This window comes from Actinoplanes sp. NPDC051470 (assembly GCF_040682035.1).
In the GTDB taxonomy this organism is placed as follows: domain Bacteria; phylum Actinomycetota; class Actinomycetes; order Mycobacteriales; family Micromonosporaceae; genus Actinoplanes.
Window position 1 is genome coordinate 16,362 of sequence record NZ_JBFBAA010000026.1, and the last position, 14,901, is coordinate 31,262.

Below are 14,901 nucleotides of genomic sequence, written 5' to 3' on the forward strand. Positions count from 1 at the left end.
CGAGGTCTTCCCACTTCGCCCGATCGCGGAACAGCGGCTCCCGTCCGGGCCTTCGACCCGGCAGAGATCACGTTGCCGAGGCAGAGGAGCCGTTGATGTTCGCCGTGCAGTTCGACCGGTTCGGTGGTCCGGAAGTGCTTCACCTGGGTACGGCCGACGTGCCCGAGCCGCGTGCCGGTGAGATCCGGGTCCGCGTGCGGGCCGCCGGGGTGTCCCCGGTCGACGCCGGCCTCCGGTCCGGAAGCACGCCGATGAGCGCCCGGCTGACCCTGCCGCACATCCCGGGCGTCGACGCGGCCGGCGTGGTCGACGCGATCGGCGACGGCGTGGCCGGTGTGGCCGTCGGCGACGACGTGTTCGGCCTGGTGGACGTGGCGACACTCGGCGGCGCCAGTGCCGAGTACGCCGTGCTTCAGATGTGGGCCCCCAAGCCCGCCGCCGTGCCGTGGACCCAGGCCGGCGCGGCGGGCACCAGCGTCGAGACGGCCACCCGGGCCCTCGACCGGCTCGACCTGCGGCCGGGGATGACCCTCCTGGTCGACGGCGCGGCCGGCGGGGTGGGCAGCATGGCGGTGCAACTGGCCGCGGCCCGCGAGGTCCGCGTCATCGGCACCGCCCGGGCCGGCAACCACGACTTCCTCACCGGGCTCGGCGCCACGCCGGTCGCCTACGGACCCGGACTGGCCGGCCGGGTGGCCGCCCGGACGGTGGATCGGGCCCTGGATGTCGCCGGCGCCGGATCCCTGCCCGACCTGATCGCGCTGACCGGCGACCCGGCGGCGGTGCTGACCCTGGCCGACTTCACCGCCCGGGAGCACGGCGTGCGGCTGTCCATGGGCCGGCTGGCCGGCGAGCCCGACGGCCGGCACGGCCTGAGCGCCGCGGCCGAGCTGTTCACCCAGGGCCGGTTCGCCGTGCCGGTCGAGGCCGTCTTCCCGGTCGAGAAGGCGGCCGACGCCCACCGGGCGATCGAGCGTGGCTCCCGGCGCGGCAAGCTCGTGCTCAGCCTGGAGCAGGACCGCCAGGCAGCGCGTAGTAGTCCTCGGTGATCACCGGCCGGAAGCCGAGGGAGGTGTAGAGACGCAGGGCCCGGTCGTTGCCGGTGGCCACCTCCAGGTGTACGGCGGTGGCGCCGTCCCCGAGGGCCGTGCGGCACAAGCGGTGCAGCACGTCACGCCCGTAACCCTGTCCCTGGTGGTCCGGGTGGATGACGAAGCCGTAGACACCGGCCCGGTCGCCTTCGCGGATCAACCGGGCGGTCCCGATCAGCCGGCCGGCTCGTTCGACCACGAACGCGTCCGGGTCCGGGCCGGCGACCTCGGGAGGCTCCCAGCCGAATCCCAGGCGCAGGAGTTCCCGCACCGCCGGCTGGTCGGCGGCAGCGGCGGTGCGGACGGTGAGCCGGGGATCGGCGGGCACCTCGACCGGCGCGCCGAGCAACTGGAGCGCATGCTCGGAGTGCTCGAGGCGGCCGTGCCTCCGCTGCGCCAGGGAGCGTCCGGCAACCGAGTGCCGGGGCACGACCAGCAGGATGGAGGCGTGCTCGCGCTGCCGGCACTGACGTAACCCGGCGTCCAGCAGCGCCGCGCCGATGCCGCGCCGGCGCGCGGCCGGGTCGACCATGCCGGCCAGCTCGAGGTCGGGCGCACCATGGCGGTAGATCCCCAGGAAGCCCAGCAGCCGCTCGCCGTCCCACCACAGGACGTCCTCGATGTCCTTCCCGGACCGGCGGCGCAACGCGTTCCACTCCAGTTTCAGCCGCCCGCCGTCGGCCTCGACCACACGGCGTTCCAGATCTTCGATGGCGCTGAGGGCCGTCGGGGTGAGTCCTGCGGAGAGGGTGACCACGCCGCCACTCCATCACGCCGGTCAACCCGATTTCACCCCGGCCGGGCCGTACGAGAACGGGTCGTAGCCGTTGCTTGCCGGAGTAGGTTCGTGGGCGAGATGCTCGGACTCTTCCTCGTCGCCGCGGCGGCCGAACTGGTCGCGGTGGCGGCGGATCTCACCGTGCTCCAGTGGATCGCCAAGCCGTTGCTCGCGCTGTCCCTGATCGGCTATCTGCTCCGGGCCGGGCGACGCGACCTGGTGACCGTCGCGCTGGTCCTCGCCTGCGCCGGCGACGTGGCCCTGCTGGCCCGGGGCCAGACCTGGTTCCTGGTCGGCATGGTGTTTTTTCTGGGTACGCAGATCTGCCTGCTGGTGGCCTTCCTCCGCCGGTCGCGGCCGCGGTGGCCTACGTTCGTGATCGGCGGACTGTTCTGGCTGACCGCCAACGCGCTGCTGTGGAACCACCTGGGCGGGCTGCGTGTCCCGATCCTCCTCTACAGCCTGGCCCTGGTCGCGATGGCCGCCGCGGCCACCGGCCACGGTCGTCGCGTCGGGGCCGGGGCGGTCCTCTTCGTCGTCTCCGACCTGCTGATCGGCCTGCGGTCGGCCGGCTTCCCGCTGCCGGCGCACGACGTGCTGGTGATGTCCACCTATGCCGCCGCGCTGGCCCTGATCGCCACCGGCTGGGCGAACGCACCGGAACCGGCGAACCCGATCGACTGAAGCCCGGTCCGGATAGCGGCGGATTGTCGGGCCTGGCGGGTTTCACGAATCTGCGATCAAGCCCGTCGCTGTGACAGTTTCGGCCGGCCCGACCAGCCACCGGAGGACAGCTTGTTCGGACTACGCCGCGCGACCACCACCCGCACCGACCCCATGGTGGCCACGATCGCCACCGAGGTGGTGACCGCGGCCTACCCGGACGAACTCGACCTGCTGCCACGAGAGCTGGCGACCGGCGGCACCGACCTCCGGCGGCTGCGGGCGCCGGTCGGCACCGGCATCGACCTCGCCGCGGCCACGCCCCTGCTGGTCTCGGCCCTGTCGTTCGTGGCCGCCGCGGCCGCCACGAACCTGGTCGAGGGGGCCATGTCACGGCTGAGCGCCGCGGCGTACGAGAAGATCGCGAAGGTGTTCGGCCGCGGCGCAGCCGCGAACACGGTCGGCACGGACCCCGAGGCCGTCTGGGACGAGCTCACCTCGCTCTGGGTCACGCTGCTGGTCGAGCGCGGCATGCGGCCCGAGCTGGCCGAGGCGACCGCGACGCAGATCGTGGCCGCGATGCGACGCCGGGACCGGCCCGCCTGATGACGATGGCCGCGCCCCGGCTCCCGTCACCCGGCGTGGCCCGGTACGGCGCGATCCTGCTGCTGCTGGCCGCGGCCGGCCTGTTCGCCGGGCAGACCACGTTCAACGCGCTCCAGGGTCCGCGGTGGCTGAAGGTGGTCAAGGGGTGCGCCGCCGGACGCCCGCTCGACGCGGTGCCCGACGTCGCCACCAGCGCGATCTACCTGCGGTGCGTGAGCGCGGTGGAGCAGGACCGGGCCGGGTACACCTTCGCCGGGGCGCTGGCCGTGCTGCTGCTGGGGGCGATGCTGATGGTGCTCCTGCCGTACCGGCTGCTGCGGCGGGCCGGACCGTTACGCCCGGCCGAGGCCGAGATCGCCGGCCGGTTCGCCGAGGCGGCCCGGCGCCTCCGGCTGCCACGCCCGCCCGCGGTGTTCTTCGGCGGCGGGCAGTTGCAGGAGGCGTTCACCGTACGCACGCTCCGCGGCACCCGGATCATCCTTCCGCGGGGCCTGCGCCGCCTGCCGCCCGGGCAGATCGACGCGGTCCTCCGGCACGAGGCCGCCCACGTCCGCGCCGGCGACGTCACGCTGGTGTGGCTCACCCGCGGCATGTGGTGGGCGCTGATCCCGGCCCTGCTCACACCCCTGCTGCTGATCAACCTCCCAATCCTGCTGACCTATCGGGCCGAGCTGGCCGACGACCCGCTGGGCGCGCTGCGTAGCATGTTCGCCCGCGCCTTCTACCTGAACTACACGCTGCGCAGCCTGCTCCTGCTGCTCGTGGCGGCCACCGTGGCGGCGGCTGTGCTCCGGTCCCGGGAGCACGAGGCCGACCTGGCCGCCGCCGCGGGTGACGAGGCCGGGCTGCGGGGCCTGCTGGGCGACGCGCCGGCGCCGCGGCCCTCGTGGTGGCGCCGCCTCCAGGCGATCCACCCCTCGCCCCGGCGCCGCCTCCAGGCCCTCGACGACCCGCATCGCACCATGGAACTGCGTCCCCTGGACGCCGCGGCGGCCGGCCTGCTGATCGCGATGATGACGCCGGTCCTGCATCTCGCCCTGCCGGTGAACCCCGACAACGGCGTGCTCTCCCAATCCACCCACCTGACCGGCCTGGTCGCGGGCATCCTGTTCGCGCTGGCCTGGGGCACCGCGTTGTGGCGGGCCGCCCTGGTCGCCGAGCGCACCGGCCGGCCGATGCGGCTGCGCGCCACCTCGGTGGCCCTGGCCGCCGCGACCGCCGCCGGCCTGCTGGCCCACGTCGCCGGGACGCCGGCGGTCGGGCAGGGCGTGTTCGACAGCGCCCGGATGCTGGCCATGCTGCCGCCGGCGATCGGCGCGGCCGCCACCGTGGCCGGCCTGCTGGCCCGCGCCTGGGCCCGGCGCACGGCCGGCGCTCCCGTGGCCGGCCCGACCTGGGCGGCGATCGCGGTCCTGAACACGCTGCTGTTCACCGGCGCCCTCTGGATCAGCTGCGACATCTTCTCGCTGGTGCCCGCGTCCGGTGGCTGGGCGGCCGGGGTGCGGGACACCCTGGGCTACTACGCCATGAGCCGGCCCGGCGCGCTGACGGTGGTGGTGTTGGGGGTGCTCGCGTTCCGCTGGACCGCCGATCGGCCCGGCCGTTCCCGGGCCGCCCTGCTGGTCCTCGTGCCCGCGGCCGCCGCGCTGGCCGTCCGGTGGCTGGTCGTCACCAGCCCCGCCGACCAGGCGACCGTCCTGCACCGCGACCTGTGGGCGATGATGGCGGCCGGCGGCGCGGTCGTGGCCGTCCTGCTCGCCCGCCGCGGCGCGGCCGGGCTGGTCCCGGCGATGGCCCTCGCCCCGGCCGCCACCCTCCTGATCGGCGCGGCGATCTGGCTGCGCTGGGCCCAGGACTGGGGCCACCCCGGCGCGGCGGCCGGCCAGTACCTCACCTCGGCGCTCGCCGCGCTCGGCCCGGTCTATCTGGCCGGCGGGCTGATCGCCCTGCTCCTACCGGCCCGGCGCCGCCACCCTCAGTAGTGCCGCGTACGGCGGGAGGGCAATACTCACCAGCCCTCGCTGAGGACGCGGCCGAGGGTGTCGGCGAAGAAGTCGGCCTCGGCCCGCCCGATGCCCAGGGGCGGCTTGATCTTCAGCACGCACATCCGGTCCGAGGTCGGCTGCATGATGACGCCGAGTTCGCGCAGGCGTTCACAGATGGCGGCGGTCTCCTCCGGCGCCGGTTCCAGGGTCCCGCGGTCGCGGACCAGCTCGACGCCGAGGTAGAGCCCCATCCCGTGCACCGCGCCGATGATCTCGTGCCGGCCGGCCAGCGCGAGCAGCCGCTGCCGCAGGTGCTCGCCGACCTCGCGGGCGTTCTCCTGCAGGCCCTCGTCGCGCAGTGCGTCGAGCACGGTCAGGCCGACGACGCTGCTGACCGGGCTGCCGCCGGCGGACGAGAAGAAGTAGCCCTGGCCGCGGAAGCCGTCGGCGATGGCCCTGGTGGTGATGACCGCGCCCAGCGGGTGCCCGTTGCCCATCGCCTTGGCCACGGTCACGATGTCGGGCACGACGCCCTGCTGCTCGAAGCCCCAGAAGTGGGCGCCGAGCCGGCCGTACCCGGCCTGGACCTCGTCGGCCACACACAGGCCGCCGGCCGCCCGGGTCGCGGCGTACACCCGGGCCAGGTAGCCGTCCGGCAACGGCACTCCCCCGGCGTTGCCGTAGAACGGCTCGGCCAGGAACGCCGCCGGCGGCCGGCCGTCCGCGACCATCCTTTCGACGTACGCGACGGCGTCTTCCGCGTACCGGAAGGCCCGATCTCCGCGGTGTTCGCCGCGGAACGAGTTGGGCGCGGCGACCGTGTGGACCCAGGGCGGGCGGCTGCCGAGCGCGCCAGGGTTGTCGGCCACCGAGGTGGAGATCGCGTCGGTGGCGTAGGACCAGCCGTGGTAGGCCTCGCGCACCGCGACCACGTCCTGCCGTCCGGTGTTCGCCCAGGCCAACCGCAGGGCCAGGTCGACCGCCTCGGTGCCGCTGTTGACCAGGAACACGGTATCCAGCGGATCGGGGCAGAGCGCGGCCAGCCGCTCGGCGAACTCGACCACGGCCCGGTAGTGGAACCGTGAGTTGGTGTTGAGCAGCCGCCACTGCTGCTCGATCGCCTCGGCCAGCCGCGGGTGCCCGTGGCCGAGGATCGCCACATTGTTGAGCATGTCCAGGTACGACCGGCCGTCCATGTCGAACAGGTGGTGCCGCCAGCCGCGCTCGATCTGTGGCGGCGCCTCGAAGTAGTGCTCCTGAACCGTGGCGAAGGCCGCGTCCCGCCGGTCCAGAAGAGCGCCGTCCGATGGCGGAACTCCGCCGGCCGAACCGATCAGCGGCGTCGGATCAGGGCAGACGGCCGCCCACGCCCGCGCCATCGCGGCGGTCACGAAGAACGGCGGCCGCTCGGCCAGCGAACAGAGCTGGATCCTGGCGGGGCCACGCCCGATCGACTGCCCCGGAGAAACCGGCGCGCCATCAGCGAGATCCGCCCCGCTGAGCCACAACGTCGGGCGATCCGTAGCGCGGATCGCGACGGCGTCATCGTGTCGCTCGGCGACGCCCGCCCAGGGGGCATGCAGGCTCTCCCGCGCAACGACTTCGACGCCCAGCCCGACCGTCGCGGGCGTGGTGGCGGCGTTGAGGACCGTCCTGGTCAAACGCGGCTGGAGGTAGGGCACAAACCCGTCGGGCGGTGTGTACGAGAGGAAAGCACCGCCGTGCAGTGCGGGACTGGTCGTGGAGAGGTCGAGGGGCGCACCCCCGCCGACGATGCGGTCACCGGCGATCGGCGCCGGCGACTCACCGGGGCGAAGCGCACCGCGGATCAGGGCGGTCATCACCTCGATCGGCGCCGAGACCGCCCGCTCGAAGATGCGCCACTCGCGGTCCAGGTTCCCGGTCGCGTAGGCGTTCTCCCGGTCGATGTGCGCCTGGTGCTGCCCGCTGACCACGAGCGACGCGGCCCGCAGCACCACCAGCGGCCACAGCGCGGCCAGCTCGTCGTCGGAGATCGGCCGGATCCGGTCGTACGCGCGGACGGCCGGGACGACCACGCTCAGATCCGGCGCGTCGTAGGAGAGCAGGCAGGAGAGGGTCACGGCCAGCTCGGCGATCGCCCAGCTCCGGGTCAGGTCGCCGAAGTCGATGACACCGGCCGGATGCCGCCGTCCGGCCCGATCCGCGGCGGCGATCACGTTGTCGTCGGTGAGGTCGCCGTGGATCGCCTGCACCGGAAGGCTTTCCCGGTACGGGTCGAGCACCCGGCCGGCCCGCGACGCGGCGGCACGCACCAGGTCGGCGCCGCCCGGCACGGCGACGTGGCCGGCCAGCTTGATCACCACGCCGGCGGCATGGCGCAGATCCCATTGCAGGGCCCGAACCGGCACCTCGCCGTCGAATGTGGACAGCGCCCGGGACACCCGACCGGCCAGATCACCCAACGAGGAGACGACGGCCGGCGCCAGGTAACGGCTCTCGCTGAGCACTCCCCCGTCGAGGAAGCTCATCAGCCGGGCCACGGCCGGTCGGCCACCGACCGTCACCATCTGCAGCGCCCGGCCATCGAGACCCGGCCGCGAGGAGGGCACCAGCAAGCCGGGTTCACAGTCCGCGAGGTGCGCCGCGACGCTCTCCTGGGCCGCGGCATCGGCCTCGGTGAAGGCCGGGTTGGCGATCTTCAGGACGTACGCGCCGGCCGGTCCGCCGACCCGGAAGTTCGCGTCCTGCTGGCTGCCGAGCGCGGTGACCGTACCCTCGATCCCCCACCGGTGGGCCACCAGCGAGCGCGCCTCATCCACCGGCAGGTCGGGCGCGGGCAGCGCGTCGTGCTCGAAGAAGTCGAACGTGCTCGTCATGGCTCACCCGTCCCGGCCCCAAAGGTCCTCGTCATCTCCCACGCAACAAAGATGCTACTTGCGTTGTAGCATAGGAGCATGCTGTACGCGATGCCCACGCTGGACGCCGCCGACGCTCGGGTTCTGGACGAGCTGAGCGAGATGCGGTCCGAGCTTCGCGCCCAGCTGCGGTCCAAGCCTCGCTGGGAGGGCCAGCTGCGCCGAAGCCTCTTCGCGGCGGCGATCCAGGGCTCCAACACCATCGAGAACATCACCATCAGCGGCTCGGACGCCCGGGCCCTGGTGGAGCACGCGCCCATGTCCACCGAGGCCGGCGAGGAGACGCAACAGGCGGTCATCGGCTATCGGGACGCGATGACCTATGTGCGACAGACACCGGCGATGGGCTTCTTCGACTACTCGGAGACGCTGCTCTCGGCGCTGCACTTCATGATCACGAAGTATCAGCCCTCGAAGTGGCCGGGCCGCTACCGCGCCGGCGGGATCTATGTGAGCGGTGGCGACCCGCTGGAGCCGGCCTACACCGGTCCGGACGCCGAGGTGGTCCCGGGGCTGATGGGCGAGCTGGTCGAGTGGCTACGGAGTGGAGATCTCGACGCGCCGGCGTACGCGCGAGCGGCCCTGGCTCACCTGAACCTGGTGGGCATCCACCCCTGGCGCGACGGCAACGGCCGCACGGCACGAGCGCTGCACACCACGGTGCTGGCCCGCGTCGGAGAGCTGGCCCCGGAATTCTCCTCGATCGAGGAATGGCTGGGCGACCAGATCAACACCGTCCGGTACTACCAGGCGCTCCGGTCCGTACAGCAGGGACGTTTCCGGCCGGAACGCGACGCCCACCCGTGGCTCAGGTTCGTGTTCAGCGCCCATCATCAGCAGGCCCAGCGGGTGAAGCGGCGGTACGACTGGACCGTTCGCCTGTGGAACGACCTCGCGCGCCTGGCCGGGGACCAGGGGCTGCCCGAGCGTGTGGTGTCCGCCCTCTACGCCGCGGCGCTGGGCGAGGTCCGGCGGACCACCTATCAGCAGGACGAAGGTCTCAGCCGTGACCAGGCCATCCGGGACATCCAGGCGCTGACGCGGGCGAGGCTGCTGGCCCCGCGCGGCAACGCGACGACACGGGTCTACACGCTGGGCGGCGCGGCCGTCGATGTCGCGGAGGCGGCCGCCGCGGCCGTTCGCGGACCGGGGCGCGATCCGTACGAGGACGCCTAGCGTATTGCGGTCCTGGGCTCCGTGCCCTTACATCGATGAGCATGATGAAGACCATCCTGGCCGCCGTCGCGGGGGCGGCGACCGCGCTCGCCCTTGCGGCGGCGCCGGCGCAAGCAGCGCCCACCGCCCCGCACGTGCGCGGGACCAGCACAGTGCCGGCCTATTCGTACGAGAACGCCATCCGGGAGAGCGTCTGGGTGCAGACCACCCTGGACGGTGACCTCGACGGCGTTCCGGACAAGGTCGCGGTCGATCTCGTCCGCCCTCGGGAGACGGCGGCCGCGCACCAGCGCGTGCCCGTGGTCATGGAGGCCTCGCCCTACTACGCGTGCTGCGGCCGCGGCAACGAGGGCGAGCTCAAGGAGTACGACGCGAACGGAACCATCGCCAAGGAACCGCTGTTCTACGACAACTACTTCGTGCCCCGCGGGTACGCCTTCGTCGCCGTCGACCTGCCGGGCACCAACCGCTCCACCGGCTGTGAGGACGTCGGCGGCCGGAACGAGGTGCTCGGGGCCAAGGCGGTCGTCGACTGGCTCAACGGCCGGGCCCGGGCCACGTACGCCGACGGCAGCGCGGCGGTGGCCACCCGGTGGACCAACGGCAAGGTCGGCATGATCGGCAAGTCGTGGGACGGGTCGATCGCCAACGGCGTGGCCGCGACCGGCGTCGAGGGGCTCGAGACGATCGTGCCGATCGCCGGCATCTCCAGCTGGTACGACTACACCCGCTTCAACGGCGTCATCCGCTCCCCGGGCTACGCCACCTTCCTCAGCGAGTACGTCAGCAGCCGGCCCGAGGCGTGCACGGCCAACCTGGCGGAGCTGGCCACCGGGAGCGGGGACGACACCGGCGACCTCAACGCCTTCTGGGCCGAGCGCAACTACCGCCCGAAGGCGAGCCGGGTGAAGGCCAGCGTGTTCGTGGTGCACGGCGTCAACGACACCAACGTCACCACCTCGCAGTTCGCCCATTGGTGGAGCGCCCTGCGTACGCCGAAGAAGATCTGGCTCGCGCAGCAGGGCCATGTCGACCCGTTCGACTTCCGCCGCGCCGCCTGGGTCGAGACGCTGCACCGCTGGTTCGACTTCTATCTGCAGGGGCTGCGCAACGGCATCGACCGGGCGCCGCAGGCCAGCGTCGAGACCGCGCCCGGCACCTGGGTCGACCAGCGCACCTGGCCGGCCGCCGGCACCCGCCCGGTGCGGGTCGGCCTGGGCAACGGCGACGGTGTGACGGGCACGCTCGGCGGCTCCTCCGGAAACGCGAAGCGCACCTGGACCGACAACCCCGACCTGTTCGAGGCCGAGGCCACCGCCACCCCGAACACGCCGGTACCGGGCCGGGTCGCCTTCCTGTCCGCTCCCCTGCGTCGCGACCTGCGGCTCTCCGGCATCCCCACGGCCACGCTCAAGGTCAAGGTGGACCGGCCGACGACCGAGCTGACCGCGCGGCTGGTCGACTACGGCACCGCGGCCCGGGTGAACTACCAGGGACCCGAGGAGGGCATCACCACGCTGGGCACCGAGTCGTGCTGGGGATCGTCGACCGCGGCCGACGACGCCTGCTACCTCGACACGGCCGAGGACGTGGTCACCGATGACCACGCGGTGCTGACCCGCGGCTGGCAGGACGCGGCCCACCACGTGTCGCTGCGGTTCCGGACCCCGCTGACGCCCGGCCGCTGGTACACGATCGACGTTCCGCTGCAGGCCACCGACCAGATCGTGCGCACCGGGCACGTCCTCGGGCTGATCCTGCAGCAGAGCGACAACGAGTACTCGACCCCGTCGACCATGGGCGCGACCCTGAGCCTGGACCTGGCCGGCAGCTCGCTCACGCTGCCGGTGGCCAGTGGCTCACTGCCGCCGGCGGGCGCCACGGCGCCCCAGGTGAAGACCGCGCCGGCTCCGGCCACGTCGTCGCTCCGCCGCCCGGATCTGCGTCAGCTGCCCTGATGGGCGGTCCTACGAGGCGCAGATGTCGATCAGCTCCTGGCGGTCGACGACCTTGATCCGCTTGCGGTCGTGTGGCACGCCGAGGGCGATCTCATGCGCGTCCAGGCGCTGCCACCCGGCCCAGGTGGTGTAGCGCACGCCGCGGCGGACGAGATGATCGAGCACGGCCCCGGGGTCACGCTCCGGGGCCGGCTCGATCGAGGGCGCGTCGGCCAGCAGGCTCTTCACCGTCTTACCTACGAACAACCAGGGTGCGACGTTGCAATCTTGGTCACACCTCGATGTGCGAACCCATGATGACGGTGCGGTCCCGGGGGAGGCCGAAGTACTCGGCGGCGTCCGCGGTGACGTAGGAGGTGGCCACGAACAGCCGCTTCCGCCACGCCGCCATCGTCGGCCCGTGGCCCGACCGGAGCTCGATCTTCGACAGGAAGTACGACGCCTGATCCAGCTGCAGCGGCCCCTCGGTCGCCTCGGCCGACGAGGTCGCGAGGGTGCGCAGGGTGGCCGGCACGTCCGGGGTCTCCATGTACCCGAACCGGGCGATGACGTGGATGATGCCGTCCTCGTCGTACCCGAGGTCGTCGACGCTGATCCGGTCCTCGGCCGGCACCCGCGGCACCGGCTCGGTCTGCAACGACAGGATCACGACCTGGTCGTGGCGGACCCGGTTGTGCTCGACGTTGGCCCGCATGGCCAGCGGCGCGGTCAGCTTGCCGCGGTTCAGGAAGACCGCGGTGCCCGGCACCCGCGCGATCGACGACGCGTTGTCCCGCAGGTCGTCGATGAACTCGCGCAGCGATCCTTCGCGCCGCTCCCGCTCGGCCGTGACGATCTGCCGGCCGCGCTGCCAGGTCGTCATCAGGGTGAACGCGGTGAGCCCGATCAGCAGCGGCAGCCAGGCCCCGTGCGCCAGCTTGGTCAGGTTGGCCGCCACGAACAGCAGGTCCACCAGCAGCAGGGCGGTCGCGCCGACGCCGATCAGCCACAGCGGCGCGTTCCACTTCCACCGGGCGACATAGAAGAACAGCAGCGTGGTGATGGTGATCGTGCCGGTGACGGCCATGCCGAAGGCGTACGCCAGCGCGGCCGAGGAACGGAAGGCGAAGACCAGGGTGAGTACGGACACCAGCAGCAGCCAGTTGATCCACGGCACGTAGATCTGGCCGATCGACGACTCCGAGGTGTGCGCGATCCGCAGCCGCGGCAGGTAACCGAGCTGGGCCGCCTGGGACGCGACCGAGAACGCGCCGGTGATCACCGCCTGGGCGGCGATCACCGTGGCCGCCGTGGCCAGCAGCACCAGCGGCAGCCGGCCCCACTCGGGCACCAGCAGGAAGAACGGGCTGCTGATGTTGGCCGGGTCCTCGAGGATCAGCGCGCCCTGGCCGAGGTAGCTGAGGACACCGGCCGGGAAGACCAGCAACAGCCAGCCCCGGCTGATCGGGCGCCGGCCGAAGTGGCCCAGGTCCGCGTACAGCGCCTCGGCGCCGGTCACCGCGAGCACGATCGCGGCCAGCGCGAAGAACGCGATGCCGAAGTGGCCGGTCAGGAAGCCGATCGCGTACGTCGGCGACAGCGCCCGGAGGATCGCCGGATTTCCGGCGACGCCGATCGCCCCGCACAGCCCGATGACCACGAACCAGAGGATCATCACCGGCCCGAAGACCCGGCCGACCGCGGCCGTCCCGCGCCGCTGCACGGCGAACAGCACCACGATGATCACCGCGGTGATCGGCACGACCAGGGCGCCCAGCGACGGCTCGACGACCTTCAGGCCCTCGACCGCGGAGAGCACCGAGATGGCCGGGGTGATCATGCTGTCGCCGAAGAACAGCGAGGCGCCGAAGAGGCCGACCGCGGCCAGCACCACGGCGGTGCGGCGGCCCTGCTGGGCGCCCCGGCGGCGGACCAGGGCGATGAGCGCCATGATGCCGCCCTCGCCGTCGTTGTCGATCCGCATCGCCAGCAGGATGTAGGTGACCGTGACGATGATCATCATGGACCAGAACACCAGGGACACCACCCCGTACACGTTGCCCGTGCTCACCGGCACGGGATGGGGGTCCTCCGGGTTGAACACGGTCTGCAGGGTGTAGATCGGGCTGGTGCCGATGTCCCCGAACACCACACCGAGCGCCCCGACCACGACGGCCAGACGCACGGGGTCCCGCCCGCTCACGTTCATCCCGCCAGGATGCGCGACCCGGCCCGGGCCCGTCCGCCTCTTGACGCCTTCTTAACGCTAACGTGGGGCCGCGGGGTGCAGGACCTGGTCGAGGGCCTTCTCGAGGACGACCAGCAGGGCGTCGCGGACCGAGGTGCGCGTCCGGGCGTCGAAGGCCACCACCGGCACCCGGTCGTTGACGGCCAGGGCCCAGCGGACCTCGGTGATGTCGTACGGGAGCCGGCCGTCGAAGGTGTTCAGCGCGACCGCGAACGGGAGCCCGGCCCGCTCGAAGTAGTCGACGGCCTGGAAGCAGTCGTCCAGCCGGGAGCAGTCCACCACGACGAGCGCGCCCAGCGCGCCGTTGATCAGGTCGTCCCACATGAAGCCGAACCGGTCCTGACCGGGCGTGCCGAACAGGTAGAGCTTGAGGCTGTGGTCGATGGTCACGCAGCCGAAGTCCATGGCCACCGTGGTGGTGGTCTTCAGGCTCTCCGACCGCGTCCGGTCGACGCCGACCGACACCTCGGTCATCTCGGCCTCGGTGGTCAGCGGGGCGATCTCGGAGATCGACCGCACCGTGGTCGTCTTGCCGACGCCGAAGCCGCCGGCGACGATGATCTTGACTGGGACCGGCGGTCGCCGGGTCGTGACGGCCGCGTCAGGAGATCGCACGTAGTCCACGCATCACTCGCAGGATGAGTTCGGGGGAATGGGGGCTCATGGTGTCGGCCACGTGGACGTCGAGGTAGCCCGCGGCGCGCAGGTCGGCGACCAGGATCTTGGTGACGCCGAGGTGCAGGCGCAGCCGTGCGGAGATCTCGGCGACCGAGGTCGGCTCCTGGCACAGCGCGACCATCGCCTGCATCTCCGGGCCCAGCGAGGCGAGCGGCACCCGGCCGGTCCGCGGGTCGTAGGGCCGCAGCGTCACCTGGGTCTCGAACTCGATCTCGCGGTCGACCGCGTTGACCCGGCCCGAGGTCAGCACGAACGGGCGCTGCCGGACCTGGTCGCCGCCGGCGTGACCCGCGTCGTGGTGGATCGGGGGCGGAGGTGGGGCCGGCGCCGCGCCGGCCGGTGGGGTCCGCAGGTACGGGGGGATTCTCCCGATCGGCTCGCTCACATCTGCGCGGCTCTCTTCAGTTCCGCGATCAGGCCCGGCGTGAGGGTCGCTCCTGCCCGCGAGCCGAAGAGCGTCATCTCGTACGCCACGGTGCCGAGGTTGGCCGACCGGCTCGCGATCACGCCGAGCACGGAACCCCGGCTGATCGTGGTGGCGAGCAGGAAGCCGTCGGCCAGGTCGACCACGACCCGGTTCAGCGCGCCCAGCCGGTACCACTCGGCCGCGCCGCCCGCGAGGCTGGTCATGCCCGACACCACCGCGGCCAGGCGGTCGGAGCTGCCCCGGTCCCGCTTGGACGCCTTCGCCATGAGCAGACCGTCCGACGACACCGCGATCGCCTCCTCCACACCGGCCGTCCGGGTGGTGAAGGAGCCGAGGAGCCAGTTGAACGTCTTCACTTCGGCGCTGTACTCCACGACCGGGATGTTGCGGTCGTGAGTATGGATGCCGTCCATCG

13 protein-coding genes are annotated in these 14,901 nt (G+C 72.5%); 6 read left to right on the forward strand and 7 right to left on the reverse strand.

Going from position 1 to position 14,901, the window contains the following annotated elements; all coding sequences use genetic code 11:
- Window positions 1-95 precede the first annotated feature (95 nt).
- The gene (locus tag AB0M54_RS34760) at window positions 96-1,049 is read left to right on the forward strand and encodes an NADP-dependent oxidoreductase (protein ID WP_364476019.1); all 954 of its coding nucleotides are present in this window, start codon (window positions 96-98) and stop codon (window positions 1,047-1,049) included.
- Here AB0M54_RS34760 and AB0M54_RS34765 read toward each other — a convergent pair.
- Window positions 1,003-1,848 carry a GNAT family N-acetyltransferase gene (locus AB0M54_RS34765; protein ID WP_364476021.1) on the reverse strand — a complete coding sequence of 282 codons (846 nt, stop codon included), beginning with the start codon at window positions 1,846-1,848 and terminating at the stop codon, window positions 1,003-1,005. The genes AB0M54_RS34760 and AB0M54_RS34765 overlap by 47 nt on opposite strands.
- 99 nt (window positions 1,849-1,947) lie before the next feature.
- Here AB0M54_RS34765 and AB0M54_RS34770 point away from each other — a divergent pair, with 99 nt between their 5' ends.
- From AB0M54_RS34770 to AB0M54_RS34780, 3 genes are all read left to right on the forward strand, one after another.
- Window positions 1,948-2,553 (forward strand): lysoplasmalogenase, encoded by a 606-nt coding sequence (locus tag AB0M54_RS34770; RefSeq protein WP_364476152.1) that lies wholly within the window; start codon window positions 1,948-1,950, stop codon window positions 2,551-2,553.
- Between the two features lie 111 nt (window positions 2,554-2,664).
- A complete protein-coding gene (locus AB0M54_RS34775; protein WP_364329853.1) occupies window positions 2,665-3,138 on the forward strand; it encodes a hypothetical protein in 474 nt (157 codons plus the stop codon).
- On the forward strand, window positions 3,138-5,120 hold the full coding sequence (locus AB0M54_RS34780) for a M48 family metalloprotease (protein WP_364329856.1): 1,983 nt from the start codon (window positions 3,138-3,140) through the stop codon (window positions 5,118-5,120). The genes AB0M54_RS34775 and AB0M54_RS34780 overlap by 1 nt, the downstream gene beginning before the upstream one ends.
- A gap of 26 nt (window positions 5,121-5,146) precedes the next feature.
- Here the strand turns inward: AB0M54_RS34780 and AB0M54_RS34785 are convergent, their stop codons facing one another.
- Window positions 5,147-7,981 carry an aminotransferase gene (locus tag AB0M54_RS34785; protein WP_364476023.1) on the reverse strand — a complete coding sequence of 945 codons (2,835 nt, stop codon included), beginning with the start codon at window positions 7,979-7,981 and terminating at the stop codon, window positions 5,147-5,149.
- A gap of 78 nt (window positions 7,982-8,059) precedes the next feature.
- On the opposite strand from AB0M54_RS34785, the gene AB0M54_RS34790 reads away from it, so the two are divergent.
- Both AB0M54_RS34790 and AB0M54_RS34795 read left to right on the forward strand, forming a co-directional pair.
- Window positions 8,060-9,196: a Fic family protein gene (locus AB0M54_RS34790; RefSeq protein WP_364476025.1), complete on the forward strand. Its 1,137-nt coding sequence runs from the start codon at window positions 8,060-8,062 to the stop codon at window positions 9,194-9,196.
- 35 nt (window positions 9,197-9,231) lie between these two features.
- Entirely contained in the window at window positions 9,232-11,154 is a 1,923-nt protein-coding gene (locus AB0M54_RS34795) for a Xaa-Pro dipeptidyl-peptidase (protein ID WP_364476026.1), read from the forward strand.
- A 9-nt stretch (window positions 11,155-11,163) separates the two neighbouring features.
- On the opposite strand, the gene AB0M54_RS34800 is transcribed toward AB0M54_RS34795, so the two are convergent.
- From AB0M54_RS34800 to AB0M54_RS34820, 5 genes are read right to left on the reverse strand one after another with little or no spacing between them, the layout of a single operon-like run.
- Entirely contained in the window at window positions 11,164-11,382 is a 219-nt protein-coding gene (locus AB0M54_RS34800; protein WP_364329865.1) for a hypothetical protein, read from the reverse strand.
- Between the two features lie 43 nt (window positions 11,383-11,425).
- A complete protein-coding gene (locus AB0M54_RS34805) occupies window positions 11,426-13,342 on the reverse strand; it encodes a KUP/HAK/KT family potassium transporter (protein WP_364329868.1) in 1,917 nt (638 codons plus the stop codon).
- Window positions 13,343-13,399: 57 nt separating this feature from the next.
- Window positions 13,400-14,005 (reverse strand): ATP/GTP-binding protein, encoded by a 606-nt coding sequence (locus AB0M54_RS34810; RefSeq protein WP_364329871.1) that lies wholly within the window; start codon window positions 14,003-14,005, stop codon window positions 13,400-13,402.
- Window positions 13,983-14,444 carry a DUF742 domain-containing protein gene (locus AB0M54_RS34815; RefSeq protein WP_364476028.1) on the reverse strand — a complete coding sequence of 154 codons (462 nt, stop codon included), beginning with the start codon at window positions 14,442-14,444 and terminating at the stop codon, window positions 13,983-13,985. The genes AB0M54_RS34810 and AB0M54_RS34815 overlap by 23 nt, the downstream gene beginning before the upstream one ends.
- A complete protein-coding gene (locus AB0M54_RS34820) occupies window positions 14,441-14,899 on the reverse strand; it encodes a roadblock/LC7 domain-containing protein (RefSeq protein WP_364329877.1) in 459 nt (152 codons plus the stop codon). The genes AB0M54_RS34815 and AB0M54_RS34820 overlap by 4 nt, the downstream gene beginning before the upstream one ends.
- Window positions 14,900-14,901: the final 2 nt, after the last annotated feature.